Raw genomic sequence first — 16,024 nt, forward strand, 5'->3', positions numbered from 1 at the left:
GCTTGTGGAACGCGCCCAGGCCCAGTCGTGTGATGGCGAGGCGCACGGGTGCGGACCGGGGCATAGGTGCGAGGGTCCCGAGCGGGGGAGTGGGTGCCGGGTGGGTCGTGGTGGTCTGCGGAGCGGGAGTTGACGGCGTCGTGGGGGAGTGCGGGCGGTCGGTGCCGCAGGCGCTCATGCCCAGGCTCAGCAAGGCGGCCGCGATCCAAGCTGCGGTGGTGGCCGCCGTGAGGTGACCACCACCAAGGATGCGCTTGTCAGACACCGATGTGCCGGGTGAGGTCGGCAACCGCGGCAGCCATGCCGCCACCGCCCGCATCCACGCCGTGGCTATGACACCACCGGTGGTCCCGATCCCGGTCACGGTCCCGATCCCGGTCGCGATCGCGGTCGCACCAGCCGTGGTGGCGGTGACCGTCGTCCGTGTGGACCACGGCAATGGTGCCCGGGGCGGCCGCCTGGGCGGTGACTGGGGCGACGACACCCGCCAGGGCCGTGGCGGCCAGAGCCGCAACCAGAGCGTTGCGCAGCAACTTCATGTTTCCTCCATCGTTTACGGGGCGGCGGAAGCACGGACCCCGGTGAGCTTCCGTCAGTTGTTCCCGCTTCGATGCCGAGGCGTCGGGTGCCGGTCCCGGTTCACACCATCGGACGACCGTGCTGTGCGCCAGCTGCTGTTGCCGGCGCAGACTGCGGGGAACCAGCCAGTGAGGAAGCTCTGTGAACCTCCTCAGGGATGCACTTCCCTTTGGTCACTTGACTGTTGAACGTGTGGGGCTCTCGGGTGATCGGCGAGCGTGGGCGACTTGATCGCCAGCAACCGCGCGCCCGCGAGCCACGCAATACCGCTGGTTCAACCCAGCCGGCCCGAGGCAGCGCGCTCCGCGTCCGGACCCGGCCTCGGCGCTGTGGCCCGCCGAGCGGGCACCGATCGTGGCGCTGATGAGCCGGGCCCAGTTCGTCGACCAGCCTCGCCCGCAGATCTGAGCCCGCGAACTGGACGTGGGCCGCCACTGATGCTCCGAGCGCACGATGGACCGGACCCTGGCCGCGGCCCGAAGGAACGGGGAGCGGCGGCGCCATCCTGCCCACCCGGCCAAGACCGTTCCACAACTCGTGGCCACCGCCCCGTGCCAGGTGCTGAGCTGGGACATCACCAAGCTCAAGGGTCCTCCACAGAAACCTCGATGGGGCTTCGTCAGTCCATGCTCTGACGAAACCCCATCGACCGGTTGTCTCGCCGAACCGGCTGCGGTTGACTATTCCGACAGCCGGGGGCCCGGAAGTCAGCTAGGGCCGTGCTGCCCAGAGTCGGCACTGCTGTGCAACGCCGAGGCAGTCATACCCTTTCCGGATCCAAATGGCGGCGATCCCCGGACCACCAGCGTCCGTCCCCGTCCCCTGGGTGGACGTCACGGATCCGCGGTGGGGGGCCTGGGGAAGGAGTGCGCGTGAGAGTGCCGATCTGGCCGGGCGGAATCCGAAGAGGCCGGTCACTGCAGCCCGCGAGAAGTGTTCTCGTCCCCGGCCGATGCCGCGGCCGGGAGTTGGCATGCATGCGTGGCGCTCGGATCCCTTGTCGGCTCAGGCAGTCTCCAACACCTCACCCTGGTAGGTCTGATGCAGTACAGACGTGCGGCGATGCAGATGCAGAGAGTCTGCTGCCGTGCTCATCGCACGGGGCCGCACTTCACGTCGGTGGTGTGGAACCCCCGGAGTCGATCCGACCGACACGGCACCGGGGGTCCGAGAGGAACGAACTTGCCTCCCTGGAGGCCTAGTCGTCCTCCTCCTCGACGTGCAGCGTGGTGTTCTTCGCGAAGAACAGGACCTCGGACTGGGTGAAGTGGATGTTGAGCTCGTCCGGGAAGTGAGCCTTCGCGCCGACGTGGGGAGTCACCATGTTCGCCTTGAGGGCCGTGGCCTTGGCGCCGACGGCCGGCGCCTTGGCGCTGATCGCCGTGTGGGGCGCGATCACAACACACGGCGCCGCCATGGCCTGCCCTCCCGCCACCATGATCATGCCCGACGCCAGAACCGACGTGCCCACCGCAGTGAGCACACGACTACGCGCTGAACCAAGCATCAAACTGCTCCTTACGCTTTTGCCAGACAGGTGCGGTTTTCCGAACCAGCCACCAACATCTCTACGGTGATATAAGCGAACTGACACGCTGGCCCCGGCAAATACCGCTGAACAGGGCATCAGGTTCCCCCGGGCGGCGGATCTCTCAGCTTGCTGTCTGAACTTGGGGAGCTTGAATCCGTGCCCGCCCTGCACCACCCCGCTCCATCGCGAGGCAGCGGCCGCCTAGAACCGACCCGACCCCGTGATCTCGGCGACGAGCTGCTCGCCGGTCAGGGCCCGGCCGCCGATGCCCCAGCCGCCTTCCGGGGCATTGAGGATGTTGACCCAGGTGTTCTCGCGCAGATGGTCGGGTCCGGTCAGTTCGTCGACAACGTCCGTCGCGGCGTGCACGAAGGCGGCGCGGGATTCGATGCTGGGCAGGCCGATGTTCGGCAGCTTCAGCTCCACCATGATGACCGGGCGGTTCTCGCCGCCGGCGTAGACGTCCGCCGCGGGCAGCACGTGCACGGTGCCGCCGACGAAGGCCAGGAACGCCTTGTTGTCGGCAAGCCCGCTCGCTTCGGCGAGCGCGGTGGTCAGTCGGGGCAGGATCTCGCGCTCGCCGGCCGGAGCGAGCACTCCGCGAGGGGCGGTGACGGTGATGGGCATGGGAGTTCCTCCCTGGAACCTAGCTAGTACGTACGTCCTAGATTCGCCAGCATGGGCTAGGATGCTCGTACTAGTCAAGGCTCTGCTTGGAGGATCCATGGCCGGAGACACCCGGGACCGGATGATCGAGGCCACCGTCGACGCCCTCCAGCGGCACGGCGTCTCCGGCATGTCCTTCACCGAGGTCCTGCGCGGCAGCGGCGCCGCGCGAGGCGCGATCTACCACCACTTTCCGGGCGGCAAAGGTCAGTTGGTCGCCGAGGCGGCCGCCAGGAACGGACGCGATGTCCACGCCCTCCTGGCCGCGCTGCCCAGCGACGACCCGATGACGGTCGTCGAGTCCTTCCTCGCCCTGACCCGCCCGGTCGTCGCCGCCTCCGCAGACGGTGGCGGCTGCGCGGTCGCGGCGGTCACCGTTGCCCCGGGCGAGCCCACGGAGAGCGCGTCGCTGCGCGCGGTCGCGGCCACGGCCTTCACCTCCTGGACCGATGCCCTCGCCTCCCGCCTCACCGCCTCCGGCCTGGCCGCGGACGCCGCCCACGACCTGGCCACCACGCTGCTCGCCCTCCTGGAGGGCGCCCACGTCCTGTGCCGCGCGGCCGCCTCCATCACCCCGTTCGACCAGGCCGCCCGCACAGCCGCGGAACTGACCCGGAGCCGGTTCGGCAACGGGGCCGCGGCAACCGGAGCGGCTACGCCGTAGCCCGTTCGGACCCAGCCGTGGACAGGGCAGGCTCAACACGCGATCTAGTGGCGGCGGCGAGTGCGGCGGTAGCCGACCAGGGCGAGCAGGCCGAGGGCGGTCAAGCCCAGCGATGCTGTGAGCAGGGTGGTGATCGGAGTGCCGGACTTGGCCAGGGCTGATGCCGGGAGGTGGGAGGCGGGAGGCTGGTGCACATCATCCCCGCCCTCAGGCTCGGCCGAGGTGCTGGGCGGCGGGGTTGAGGGGCTGGGAGTGACGGCGGGGTAGTGGAGGCAGAGGGTTTGGTGGTCCACGGTGGCGCAGATGCTCTGGGGGCGGGGCTGGCCGGCGGGCCACAGAGTGTGGGCGTGCAGGAGCGCGTCGGTGGTGACCTGATGGGGCGTCACCGTGCCGGGGTCGGCGGTGAAGGTGGTGAGGACCGGGTGGAAGAACGGCCCGGTGGGTGTCCCGCCGTTGGAGTCGCCCTGCAGGTCGGCGTTGATCCGGGCGCCGGAGCCGGCGGGGATGTCTGTGGGTACGGAGTGCAGGGACAGGATCAGCCAGGGGTGGAAGGACAGGAAGCCGGTGGCGGCGCGTAGCCGTCCGGCGGGGGCCTCGGTGAGGTGGTCGCAGCCGGTGCCGCTGGGCAGGCTGTTGCAGCCCCACCAGTTCCAGCGGGCGTCGATGTTCGCGTCGGCTGCGTGGTTGACCAGGCCGTGGCCGGCACCGCTGTCGACGATGCGATTGAACTGCACGGTCATCGGCCCGGTGTAGGTGTCGGCGGCGACGGTGATGGCTGAGCCGCCGGATCCGCGGATGGTGTTCTCGGTGAGGCTGGCGTCTGTGCTGGCCACGCTCTGGTTGCGGGCGGTGAAGCCGACGGCGTCGTGTCCTGAGTGCAGGATGAGGTTGTCGCGGATGGTGACGCCGCTGCTGCGGGAGACCTCCACGGCGTAGCGTCCGGGGATCGTGCCGGTGCGCTCGATGGTGTTGTGGTCGATCGTGATGGCGGTGTTGGTTACGGCGGCGAAGCCGGTGAAGAGCAGGATGCCGCCGCGGGTCTTGTCCTTGATGGTGTTGTCGGTGATGCGGACGTCGTGGCAGGCGCCGGAGACCTGGACGCCGCTCCAGCCGCCGATCATGCTGTTCCCGGAGACGACGATGCGGGAGACGGCAACAAGAGTGACGGGGAACTCGCCGTCCATGTCGTTGTCGGCGATGGTGATGTCGTGCGAGCCGCCGAACACCTCGCCACCCGCGATATTGACGGACGCGTTGTGGTTGCCCAGGAACCTGCTGTCCTCGAACCGGGCGTTGGCCAGCGGTCGGTAGGTGAAGACGCCGTTGCCCTGATGACCCGGGGACAGGGCGACGTTGTTGTTGTCGACGAAGAGGTTGCGTGTGAAGACCGACGGGCTTGCGCCGTTCGACGAGGGGGCGAAGCCCTTCAGATTGTTGCTGAAGATGGTGTTCTCGACCCGGTAGCCGCTGAACTGTTCGCTGGTGGACACACCTGCGCCGGCGGCGTTGCCCTCGAAGGTGAAGCCGTCGATGGTCACCCCGTTGGCCTGCGCCACCCACAGATCCCGGGCGGTCGGGCCGTTGACGGTAGTGGTGACCACCGTCTCGCCGGATCCACCTGAGGTGCGCCCGCGGGCGTCCACGCCCGCCTTTGCCCCGACGAAGTGCAGGTCGGGCTTGGCGATGACCAGCGGAGTGTTCGCGTCGTAGGTGCCGGCAGCGATCCGGATGGTGTCGCCCGCAGCGGCGCGGGCATAGCCGGCGGTCACGGTCTTGCAGGGGGTCGCGGCGCTGCCGCATCCTGCGGTGTCCGACCCGCTGGGTGCGACGTTGATGACGCTCGCGGCCGCAGCCGGGGTCACTGCCCCGAACACGGGGGTCATCGCGGCAAGGGCCCCTGTGAGGAGGCAGGCCAACCATCTCCGGTTCATTCCGACTCCGCACTAAAAGCGTCAATATGATGACATGCAGTGATGAATCGGAGGTTAACTTCACCCCGGGAAGGACTGCGATTGACGACACGCCACGTCCTGCGCCTGACGAGAATGTCATCCAAGTGGGTCAATCCGTGCCACTTGGCCAGCTGCCGGATCCGCAACTGGGGCGCGCAAACCCCGAAGAGGCGTTGCCGTCGGCGGTTGTAGCTCTGCGGACGGCCGGGGTCTCAAGACTCGGCTCGCTCCGAGCAGGCCGCTGCCGGCTGAGAGGGCGCCACGGCTTCGCTGCGTGGTTCTGGCACTGTTGCGGGCGGGGCCCAACCGTCCGCCGGGGCCGGGGTCACCAGTCGACGTCGCCCCGTGGTCCGAGGCCAGGCGGAGGCTCCTGCCAAGGCATCCCACTCCTGGTCGTCCTGGCCCGGCACGGTCCGTCCTGTGTCGGACCACCGCCGAACGAGCTCATTGAAGATCGGTTCCTCGGGCAGCAGCAGAATCGTTTCGCTGCTTGCGGCCTTGGGCCGCCACAACACTGTCATCGCCGTCACAGCCCTTCAACGCCGACCACGGCCGCCAGGTCACCGGGTGCCGGCGGTGGTCGCCCGAACGAGGTCCTTGGTCTGGTCCCGATGTGCCTGTCGGCGGACCTGGGACCGACGGGGCGCGGGGTTTGCCGTGAGGCTGGGGCGAGTTCAGCCGATCTCCAACTGAATTGAACTCAGCGACGTTCGTACGTCTTTCCGATGGAGATTCGCTCGACCGTCCCGGGATGGAGAGCCACGTGGTCGTAACCCGCCACAGGTGGGGAATTTCGTGAGCGCCGACAGACGGGTGAAGCCATTGCGCGCGTCGCCTGACGAGGTGTGAGGGTGGCCTGTTATCTTCGTGGCGGAAACCGCGTGACACCAGAACAGAATCGAGAATTGCCACTCGGGCAGCCGTCAAGAAGCGGTTAGAAGTTGCCTTTCTCGCATGTCTCAATAGTCAATAGATTCTTGTGTCACTTGACTGAATACGAATGAGGAGCGTGGTGGGGGCATGAAGGTACTTACGGTGGCCAACCAGAAAGGAGGTGTCGGTAAGACCACGACGACCGTGAACCTGGCGGCCTCGCTGGCTCTGATGGGTGCCCGGGTGCTGGTGGTGGACTTGGAGCCGCAGGCGCAGGCAGGGACCGCGATGGGCATCAACATTCCGCGCGGGGAGAACTCACGTTCCCTGGGGTGGGCGTTGCAGGCGTACGTGCAGGGGATCGAGACGGATCTGTCGGGCATCATCTACGACCGGTCCTCGCTGTTGGAGGGCTGGGAGGATCCAGGTGTCCTGCACTTGTTGGCGTCGGAGGAGTCGACGATGAGCCGGGCGCAGGACCTGTTGGTGGGTGCGGGGTTCGCGGCGACGCCGATACTGAGGCGGATGCTGCTGAGCCTGGAGGACTGCTACGACTATGTAGTGATCGACACTCCTCCGGCGATCTCGTCGCTGGCCGCGGTGGGCTGGGCTGCGGGGGACTGGGTCCTGACGGTGTGCTATCCGGAGTACGCCACCGTGCGCGGTGCGGTCACCTTGGCCGGTTCCGTCAACTACGTCGCGAAGAACACCGACAACGAGTGCAATCCGCAGTACCTGGGGGCGGTGCTGAACAAGTCGAACCCGCCCTCGGGCTGGAAGCAGCAGGAGGTCGACGTCCGTGCGGGCATGGTCACCTCGGGGCTGCTGCCGTTCGTGCGCGATATCCGCCAGGACAACCGCATCTCACGGTCATTCGGCGGTGGTGTGCCGGCGGTGCTGGCGTTTGCGAACATGCCTCCGGGCAAGAACTACGCGGCGTTGATGCACGAGGTGCTCAGCCGGATGAGTCTGCCGCGTGAGGGGTGGGAAATCGCTCCTCCCCTGATCGAGGAGGAGATCGTTGCCTGACGCCGCGGGCTCGGGGAACCGGACACCCAAGAAGAGGAGCGCGAGCGCTCTGAGGCGACCTGCCTCCGGCGTCTTCAACGCAGTCATCGCCGGCGCAGACGAGGTGGTGGCCAACTCGTTCATCGCCCAGGGCGTTTTCAATGCCTCAGCGACCGGGCCGGCGCCCGGCACACCGCCCCCCGCCGCTCCCTCCCATCTGATCGCCCTGGGCCCACAACGGGTCCCCAATCCCGGGTCCTCATCGTCCGCCGCCATGAGTGCCGTGCTCGATTCTCGACGATCACCCGCGGACACCCCGGTGTTGAGTGGTTCGTTTCCGGTGCGGACGGTGGCTGCGCCGGACAATGCGGGCGAGCCTCCCGCGCCGACGCACGACGACGGCGCGAAACGGCGAGCAACCGGCCGACGTTCCGGGACACCGTGGGCTCAGCAGGCTGTGACCGAGAGCTTCGTGGACGCTGTGGTCTCCTCCAACACCTGGACCACCCACGGTTTTCGCATCGTGCCCGACGTACTGACCGCACTCAAAGTCCGCCTCGCCATGGACCGGAGAACCTGCGCCAACCCCAAACTGGCCGTCGGCCACTACCTCGATGCAGCTCTGCGCCACGCTCCCACTGACGTCGCCGAACAAGTCGCCTCTGCCCAAGCCTTCCTGTCCCAACGCATGGGCATCGTTGACTCCGGTCGGCAATCCACCTACCGCATCGGCCCCCAAGCACGAGCCCTGGCCACCAGTCTCAATGCGGCACTCCAAGAAGCCGACCACGGCCGAAAAGGCATCTTCGTCGTCTCCGCCTCCCTCCAAACCCTCCTCCAGGCCCTGGACGCCGAGGGCCCACTCCAACGCCCCCCGAACCCCAACCACACCCACCTGTTTTGACATCCGCTCCTCCGGCCGGTGATGACACGCCACCAATATGCCCATAACGGACAAATTGGGACGTGATTGGTAGCCTCGCCGAATGCGCTTCAAGCAAGGCCCTCAGTGGCCAAAGGGTGCGATGCCCACTCATCCGGGCGGCATCGAGTGGTGTGGCAGTGGGAGGCGATCGTGGCCCCGACTGTTGAGGACCATCGTCGGGTTGTCGGTCCTGCAGACGCGGACAGTACCCGGCCGGCCACGCCCGCTGCACTTGAGGCAGACGTCGGCCGCACAGGATCGGCCCAAGGTGAATGCCGAACAGATGATGCAGCGTCACGCCATTCCAACGCCGCGGAAAGCCACCTCGAGCCAAGCCCTGGAGCGTGGCCTGGACTGGAGGGCCGGACTGCCGGGCGTGCCGCAGCAGGCAACCCGAAAGCGTCTACGTAGTGTGTTGGTGGCTTTTCCCAGAGAAGTCCCCAGCCAACGGCAGTCGACCCCAGTACCTACGTGCGGTCACTGCTTCACGCGAGGCACATCGATCACCGCGCGCTGGCTCTACTTCCTCTTCACATGGTCGATGAGATACCACGGTGATCGGGGCCAGCGCCCTGAACCGAGGCGGATGGAAAAACACGAGAAATCACGCAGCAGCCGCCCGAGAAAGATCTCCGCTGCCCGGTGAATCCAGCGGACTCCGTGACCGACTCCTTCGCCGCAATCAATGAGCGATGATTCAATAGGAGCTTCTATGTCGGCATCCAGGCGGGTGCTTGCGATAATTCTCGCTGCATTGTTCATCCTGGCCTCCGCTGAACAAGCCTTCGGCGCCGCGACCCTGAAACAGGACTCTCTGGGGCCGGTCACGTCAACGCCGGAAGCCCCGTTCGCGGCCACCCTGAGAGTGCATTCATCGGCATGTACTCATGTGCAGGCGCTCGGCGTGGCGGTGCGCGACGCCCAGGGGAACAATCTTGACTTTCCCGGATCAACGGGCCCCGTGGTGATTTGCCCAACCGGGTTCAAGCTCACCACGGCGGCGCGCTCCTTCCGCGCCGGCACCTACACCATGTTCGGCTTCTACCGCGACGCCGCCGGCTACCACAACTTCCCCTCGAAGAACCTGACCGTGGGCCAGGCGCCCGGAACCACCCCGGGAACTGGAAAAACCCCCTACTGGAGCGAAGAGTTCAACCATCCCCTCGCCTGGGGCTGCCGCTGGACGGGAAACACCACAAGCGCATACCAGTACGGCAACCACAACCCCGCGGACGACAAACTCGACTGGCTGAACCCCGCCAACGTGAAGGTGGCCAACGGCGTTGCCACCTTCACCGCACGGCCGAGCTCGCACATCCTGGAGAACGGGCGCCAGGCGTGGGACACCGGGCTGCTGACTACAGAAGGATCTACCGAAGGCTTCCAGATCAGGACGGGTGACTACGTCGAGACCCGAGTCCAGCTCCCCACCAGTATCGGAGCCTGGCCTGCCCTGTGGACATGGAAGAACGGCAACAACGAGATCGACACCTTCGAGTACCACGTCGACAACCCGAACCTGCTCGAACTGACCGATCACATCAACAGCAACCAGCTCTACTGGACCAACACGCATGCGGTTCAACCCGGAAAATGGATCACCATCGGTGTCTACTACGGAGCCAGCAGCCACGACTGGTACGTGAACGGCACCAAGATCTTCGCAGACAGGAAGCCGGCCCCTTCGGGCTTCTCGGCCTATCTCATCCTGAACCTGTCCATCGTGGCCGGCACTTACCACCCCGCACCGACGAGTACCGACCCCATCACCTTCGCTGCCGACTACATCCGGGTCTACCGGTGACGGCGGGACCCACCCCATTCCCTTCACAGCGCAGGACCCCCGGTCGGCACTGCTGCGCTATGCCGTCAAATCGATGTCACGAAAACCGAAGAGGTGTCGCAGAGCATGCCTGATCGAACCCACCTGATTCGCATGGGCCTGTGTGCCGGGCTCGCCCTGGGCGCCACCCTCGCCACGCCCGCGATTGCCGTGCCCGCACTGTCGACTTCCAGTGCGCAATCCCAACACGCCGCGCGCCACGCTGACATGGCGGTCGAGCATGTGGACTCCCTGCCCGCCAGAGCTGGTGGGCAGACCATGGTCAGGGCACTGGTGTCCAACCGCGGAACCGTGCGTGCACCCGCCTTCACGCTGACGGTTACGCTCCCGAAGGGAGCGACCGTGGACGGTGCGACGTTCCCTGCACGGTGCGCGGTCGACCCCACCCGGCGCAAAGTCGCCTGCCCCTTTCCCGCGGGACTGGGCGGAGGCGGGCGCACCGCCGTGGCTCTGGTGCCGGTCCGCATCGCCGCCGACATCCCGCCCGCCACTCACTTGGGCGGTGGATTTGCAACCGTCAGCAGCAACCTCGGTGACGTCAGCAGGACAGACAACAGGATGGCCTTCACCCTCCTGGTCTCCGCAGCCGGGGCGTCGCTCTAGTAGTCCGCGAAAATGTGGGCTGACCTGCGGAATCGACACTGCGTTCTTGCGGGGATCGTTCAGGGTGGCCCGGCCGGGCCACCCTGAAGTGTTGATGGACGCCCACCTGCTGGAGACTGTCAAGATCAAGTCCAGCTGATGTCAGGAGTGGCCCAGAGACCGGTAGGTCCAGCCCGCCTCTCGCCAGTGGACGGGGTCAAGGGTTCCGCGCCCGTCGATGACCTGGGGGGAGGCGACACGACCGCTCAGATGGTGAGGATCAAGTTGCGAGAATTCCGGCCACTCGGTGAGGTGCAGTAGTAGCGCTGCCCCTTCCACAGCAGCGGTGGCATCGTTGGCGTAGTCCAGTTGGGGGTACAGCTTGCGGGCGTTGTCCAGGGCCATGGGGTCGTAGACGGTGACGTTGGCGCCCATCTGGTGGAGCGTCTGGGCTACGGCCAAGGCGGGAGAGTCGCGGACGTCGTCGGTGTTCGGCTTGAAGGCAGCACCCCAGACGGCGATGCGCTTGCCCTTGAGGGTTCCTCCGCACTGCTCGCGGGCCAGGTCGACCATGCGGGACCGCCTGCGGGTATTGATCGCGTCGACCTCGCGCAGGAAGGACAGGGCCTGGCCGGCTCCGAGTTCGCCGGCGCGCACCATGAACCCGCGGATGTCCTTTGGCAGGCAGCCGCCGCCGAACCCGAGGCCGGGCTGCATGCCCGCCGGCCCGATCCGCACGTCGTGGGACAGTGCGAAGGCGAGTTGATGGACATTGGCGCCGGCGGCTTCGCAGACCTCGGCCATGGCGTTGATGAACGAGATCTTCGTGGCTAGGAAGGCGTTCGCTGCGGTTTTCACCAGCTCTGAGGTGACCAGGTCGGTGACGATGAAAGGAGTCCCACGATCGAGGAGCGCTGCGTAGATGGTCCGCAGCAATGTCTCGTCGGCACCCCCGCTCGGGTGGAGGCCGACAACGATGCGGTCAGGGTTCAGCGTGTCCCTGATGGCGAAGGACTCGCGCAGGAACTCAGGATTCCAGGCGACACGGACCGCCTGGCCTGCGGGGGCGGTCGCATGGAGGAGATCGGTGATGCGGGCGGCGGTACCGACTGGAACGGTGGACTTTCCGACGATCAGGGCGGGCCGGTTCAAGCAGGGCGCCAACTGGGTTACGGCGTTGAACAGGTGTGAGAGGTCGTAGGCCTGCTCACCGTGCAGCTGGGGTGTTCCCACGGCGAGAAAGTGGGTGTCGCCGAAGTCTGCCGCTTCGGCGTAGGAGGCCGTGAAGCGGAGTCGGCCGGTCGCGGTGTGCTTGGCCAGCAGGTCGTCCAGACCCTGTTCGAAGAACGGGGCCCTCGCGGAGTTCAGGGCATGGACCTTGTCGACGTCGCTGTCCATGCCCAGCACTTGGTGGCCGAGTTCGGCCATGCACGCAGCGTGGGTCGCACCGAGGTACCCGCAACCAATGACGGTGAGTTTCACTAGCTTTGTCCTTCCGCAGGGCGGTGGATCCGGTTCCAGGGGTGGGTTGGGCCGGGGAGCCGGGAGAGTCAGAGTCGGCTGCGTACGCGACCTGTGGAGCACTGGCGCTCAGATCCGCACGGTGCCCGCTGCGAGGTGCTCCAGGTACCAGGCGTAGGTCTGGGAGATCCCCTCCTTGAGCTTGATCTGTGGGGCCCAGCCCAGGTCCTGGATCCGTGAGATGTCCAGGAGCTTGCGCGGGGTGCCGTCGAGCTCGTTCGTATCCCATGCCACGGCGCCCGCGTAGTCGACGACCTCTGCGACCAGGGCGGCGGCTTCCTGGATGGTCAGGTCGGTTCCGGTGCCCACGTTGACGGGCATGTCGCCGTCGTAGCGTTCGAGCAGGAGCAGGCACGCTCGCGCCAGGTCGTCGACGTGGAGGAACTCGCGGCGCGGTGTCCCGGTGCCCCAGTTGCGCACGAGTGCCTCACCTGCCTCTCTGGCCTGGTGGAAGCGCCGGATCAGGGAGGGCAGGACATGGGAGTTCTCGGGGTGAAAGTTGTCACCGGGTCCGTAGAGGTTGGTCGGCATGGCGCTGATCCATGGCAGGGCGTCCTGTCGGCGGACCGCCTGCACCTGCAGGATTCCGGCGATTTTGGCGATGGCGTAGGCATCGTTGGTCGGCTCCAGCGGGCCGGTCAGCAGGGCGTCCTCGCGGATGGGCTGGGTCGCGTGCTTGGGGTAGATGCAGCTGGAGCCCAGGAAGAGCAGTCGGGTGATCCCCTGCCGGCGGGCCGCGTCCAGCACGTTGACCTGGATACGCAGGTTGTCGGACAGGAACTCGGCAGGACGGGAGGCGTTTGCCTTGATGCCGCCCACACGCGCTGCACTCAGGATCACCACCTGAGGTCGTGTCGCCGCGAACCAGTCGAACACGGCGCCCCGATCGCGCAGATCGAGAGCCGCAGAGCTGGGACCGATGAGGTCGGTGAAGCCCTCCTGCACCAGGTGGCGCCAGATTGCAGACCCGACCATGCCGTGTGCCCCGGCCACGTACACGCGCGCCGAGCGGTCCAAGGGGCGGTGATCAGTCTGCGGCTTGCCTGCGGTCGTGGTACTCAACGGGTCGAACTCCGTTCGGCCGCAGCCGGATGCGGCTGCCTGTCGAGGGAGGGGGCGATGATGGTCGCCTCGCCGGCGGCCGCGTGGCGCGGAGGGGGACCGGTGGGGGCCGGCGCGAGGGGCCCGCTGGGCCGCACGCGGCTGCCGCGTCCTCGGCCCAACAGCCTGGAGATGGGTGTCGCCGCGGTGTGCTCGGGCTGGTATTCGTACGCGTAGCCGTAGGTGCCCCCTTCCCCCTTGATCGGCGCCCTGTTGAGAACGACGCCCAGCAGGGGCGTGCCGACACGGTCAAGGGAGCGAATCGCGTCGGTGACCTGGCTGCGGGTGGTCCGCTGAGCGCGCACCACCAGCAGGTATCCGTCGACAGCGGGAGCGATGACCGAAGCGTCCGCGACCGGGAGCACGGGGCCCGTATCGACGACAACGTGGTCGAATTCCTCGGCCAGGGCTCGCAGGGTGGCGCGCAGTTGTTCGGTGCTGAGCAGCTCGGTCGGATTGGGCGGTACTGCGCCGCTGGTCAGCACAGCGAAGGACGGGGTGCCTTGCAGGACTTCGTGGATCTTGGCGATGCCGATCAGTACGGTGGTCAAGCCCGCGTCGCGGACCAGGCCCAGGGTGCCGGCGATGGAAGGGCGCCGCAGGTCTGCGTCGACCAGGCACACCGAGGCGCCGGATTCCGCCAGCGCGGCGGCGAGGTTGACGGCGACACTCGTCTTCCCCTCGTCGGGCAGCGCGCTGGTCACCGCGATGACCTTCGTCTGCCGGTCGACGTTGGCGAAGTGCAGGTTGGTGCGCAGCCGGCGGAAGCCTTCGGCCCGGCGACCGTGCAAGTCCTCGCGTGTCGCCAGCGGACTGCGCGGGGCCTGCGGGTCGTAGGCGATGCTGCAGAGCACCGCTGGTCCAGCGATCCCGGCCAGGAACTCGGACAGGGCCTGAGAGTTGCGCACCGAGGTGTCGAGCGATTCCAGGAGTACGGAGAGGCCGATGCCCAGAGCCAATCCGGCTACGAGCCCGAGCGCCAGGTTGAGGGTGGTGTGGGGTGAGAAGGGGGCATCCGGGGGAGTGGCCGGCGCGGTGATGCTCAACCGTACGGGGGACTGGCGGGCCGTGGAGGGGCGCTCCAGATCGGAGATCACCTCGGCGAAGCGGGCCGCCACGGCGTTGGCGATCCGAGCGGCTCGCCTTGGCTGGGTGTCAGTGACGCTGACGTGCAGGAGAACTGTGTCGAGGGGCACCTCGGCGGTGATCCTGCCGCTCAGCTGCGCCGGTGTCATGTCGAGCCCCAGGGACTGCACGACCGGGCCGGTGACCTGGGGGCTTGCCGCAACCGCCGCGTAGGAGCGCACCCGTGCCTGAGCGAAGCTGTTTCCCTGGTTCATCGCCGCGGTGTCGGCCCCGGCCTGCAGGGACACGAAGAGCGTGGCAGTGGCCTGGTACTCCGCGGTAGCGGTGTACGTGGCGCAGGCGCCGAGGAAGGTCCCCAGCAGGGCAAGCGCGGTGATGGCACGCCAGCGGCGAGCGAGGACCCGTAGGTAGGCGCGCAGATCCAAGGTGTCCGTCCCTTTCCGACCACGAACGATGGAAGCCTCAACATATGCCCTAACGGGGCAAAGACCTCGTGTCGCCACGAAATGCAACAACATATCCCGAACGTTCCGTAGGCTGACGGTGTGGCGGGAGTCGGGCGCCTGCCTGTCCGCCGCTCCCGCCACCGAGCGCTCAGATACGAACAGGAATGCGTGTGACGAACAGAACGGCGCTGATTACGGGCATCACCGGTCAGGACGGCTCCTATCTCGCGGAGTTGCTGCTGGAGAAGGGGTACCACGTACACGGAATCGTGCGTCGCGCCTCCACCTTCAACACGCACCGCATCGACCACCTCTACCAGGACCCGCACGATCCACAGGCGCGCCTCTTCCTGCACCACGGGGACCTGACGGACGGAACCCGGATGGCCAACCTGCTGGAGCAGGTGCGCCCGGACGAGGTGTACCACCTGGCCGCTCAGTCGCATGTGCGAGTGTCGTTCGACGAGCCCGAGTTCACCGGAAACACCACCGGACTCGGGACGACCCGGCTCCTGGAGGTGATCCGGGTCATGGGCCTTCCCTGCCGCTTCTACCAGGCGTCCAGTTCGGAGATGTTCGGCGCGACTCCGCCGCCGCAGCACGAGGCCACGCCGTTCCACCCGCGCTCGCCCTACGGCGTGGCCAAGGTGTACGCCTACTGGGCGACGCGCAACTATCGGGAGGCGTACGGCCTGTACGCCGTCAACGGCATCCTGTTCAACCATGAGTCCCCGCGCCGTGGCCTCACCTTTGTCACCCGAAAGGCGGCCGTTGCTGCTGCCCGGATCAAGGCCGGTCTGCAGGACGTGGTGTACCTCGGCAATCTCGAGGCCCGCAGGGACTGGGGCTACGCGGCCGAGTACGTGGAAGCCATGTGGCGGATGCTGCAGCAGGATTCTCCGGACGACTACGTCGTGGCAACCGGCTCCAGCTACAGCGTCCAGGACTTCGTCGAACAGTGCTTCGCGCATGTCGGCCTGGACTGGCGGGACCACGTACGATTCGACGCGCGATACCTGAGGCCCTCCGAGGTCGACAACCTCGTCGGCGACGGGTCCAAGGCCGAGCGCCTTCTGGGGTGGCGGCCCCAGGTACTGGCACCGCAGCTGGCACGACTGATGGTCGATGCCGAAGTCGCCGCGCTCCTGCCGCATGCCGCCGCGGAACCGGCGTCGGTCACGCGCCCACTGTCGCCGACACCAGGGCTGACCGTTGCCCTCTAGCCGGTCCATCGGGCCTCGAAGAGC

Annotated in this window: 13 protein-coding genes; 6 read left to right on the forward strand and 7 right to left on the reverse strand. The window is 67.2% G+C overall.

The genetic code is table 11. The annotated features are described in order from the left end of the window. Positions 1 to 257 precede the first annotated feature (257 nt). From ABH941_RS36390 to ABH941_RS36400, 3 genes are all read right to left on the reverse strand, one after another. Positions 258 to 539, reverse strand: a complete 282-nt coding sequence (locus ABH941_RS36390; RefSeq protein ID WP_370134750.1) for a hypothetical protein — start codon at positions 537 to 539, stop codon at positions 258 to 260. Positions 540 to 1,777: 1,238 nt separating this feature from the next. Next, positions 1,778 to 2,086: a hypothetical protein gene (locus ABH941_RS36395; protein WP_370134753.1), complete on the reverse strand. Its 309-nt coding sequence runs from the start codon at positions 2,084 to 2,086 to the stop codon at positions 1,778 to 1,780. 225 nt (positions 2,087 to 2,311) lie between these two features. After that, positions 2,312 to 2,737, reverse strand: coding sequence for a 4-oxalocrotonate tautomerase family protein (locus ABH941_RS36400; protein WP_370134756.1), 426 nt, complete (start codon positions 2,735 to 2,737; stop codon positions 2,312 to 2,314). A gap of 97 nt (positions 2,738 to 2,834) precedes the next feature. Here ABH941_RS36400 and ABH941_RS36405 point away from each other — a divergent pair, with 97 nt between their 5' ends. Further along, entirely contained in the window at positions 2,835 to 3,440 is a 606-nt protein-coding gene (locus ABH941_RS36405; RefSeq protein ID WP_370134758.1) for a TetR/AcrR family transcriptional regulator, read from the forward strand. A gap of 44 nt (positions 3,441 to 3,484) precedes the next feature. Here the strand turns inward: ABH941_RS36405 and ABH941_RS36410 are convergent, their stop codons facing one another. Beyond that, positions 3,485 to 5,323 carry a nitrous oxide reductase family maturation protein NosD gene (locus ABH941_RS36410; protein ID WP_370134761.1) on the reverse strand — a complete coding sequence of 613 codons (1,839 nt, stop codon included), beginning with the start codon at positions 5,321 to 5,323 and terminating at the stop codon, positions 3,485 to 3,487. A 1,089-nt stretch (positions 5,324 to 6,412) separates the two neighbouring features. On the opposite strand from ABH941_RS36410, the gene ABH941_RS36415 reads away from it, so the two are divergent. The 4 genes from ABH941_RS36415 to ABH941_RS36430 all read left to right on the forward strand — a co-directional run bounded on the left by ABH941_RS36415 (position 6,413) and on the right by ABH941_RS36430 (position 10,644). Next, positions 6,413 to 7,294: a ParA family protein gene (locus tag ABH941_RS36415; RefSeq protein ID WP_370134764.1), complete on the forward strand. Its 882-nt coding sequence runs from the start codon at positions 6,413 to 6,415 to the stop codon at positions 7,292 to 7,294. 253 nt (positions 7,295 to 7,547) lie between these two features. Continuing rightward, positions 7,548 to 8,177: a hypothetical protein gene (locus ABH941_RS36420; protein WP_370134767.1), complete on the forward strand. Its 630-nt coding sequence runs from the start codon at positions 7,548 to 7,550 to the stop codon at positions 8,175 to 8,177. A gap of 733 nt (positions 8,178 to 8,910) precedes the next feature. Continuing rightward, on the forward strand, positions 8,911 to 10,002 hold the full coding sequence (locus ABH941_RS36425; RefSeq protein WP_370134769.1) for a hypothetical protein: 1,092 nt from the start codon (positions 8,911 to 8,913) through the stop codon (positions 10,000 to 10,002). Between the two features lie 105 nt (positions 10,003 to 10,107). Next, positions 10,108 to 10,644: a hypothetical protein gene (locus tag ABH941_RS36430; RefSeq protein WP_370134771.1), complete on the forward strand. Its 537-nt coding sequence runs from the start codon at positions 10,108 to 10,110 to the stop codon at positions 10,642 to 10,644. 141 nt (positions 10,645 to 10,785) lie between these two features. On the opposite strand, the gene ABH941_RS36435 is transcribed toward ABH941_RS36430, so the two are convergent. The 3 genes from ABH941_RS36435 to ABH941_RS36445 all read right to left on the reverse strand — a co-directional run bounded on the left by ABH941_RS36435 (position 10,786) and on the right by ABH941_RS36445 (position 14,756). After that, positions 10,786 to 12,051, reverse strand: a complete 1,266-nt coding sequence (locus ABH941_RS36435) for a UDP-glucose/GDP-mannose dehydrogenase family protein (RefSeq protein ID WP_370134773.1) — start codon at positions 12,049 to 12,051, stop codon at positions 10,786 to 10,788. 162 nt (positions 12,052 to 12,213) lie between these two features. Further along, entirely contained in the window at positions 12,214 to 13,206 is a 993-nt protein-coding gene (locus ABH941_RS36440; protein ID WP_370134776.1) for a GDP-L-fucose synthase family protein, read from the reverse strand. Further along, entirely contained in the window at positions 13,203 to 14,756 is a 1,554-nt protein-coding gene (locus ABH941_RS36445) for a polysaccharide biosynthesis tyrosine autokinase (RefSeq protein ID WP_370134779.1), read from the reverse strand. The genes ABH941_RS36440 and ABH941_RS36445 overlap by 4 nt, the downstream gene beginning before the upstream one ends. Positions 14,757 to 14,941: 185 nt before the next feature. Here ABH941_RS36445 and gmd point away from each other — a divergent pair, with 185 nt between their 5' ends. Continuing rightward, on the forward strand, positions 14,942 to 16,000 hold the full coding sequence (gene gmd / locus ABH941_RS36450; protein ID WP_370134782.1) for a GDP-mannose 4,6-dehydratase: 1,059 nt from the start codon (positions 14,942 to 14,944) through the stop codon (positions 15,998 to 16,000). Positions 16,001 to 16,024: the final 24 nt, after the last annotated feature.

Origin of the sequence: Streptacidiphilus sp. EB103A, from assembly GCF_041261405.1 — a bacterium.
Classification (GTDB): Bacteria; Actinomycetota; Actinomycetes; order Streptomycetales; family Streptomycetaceae; genus Streptacidiphilus.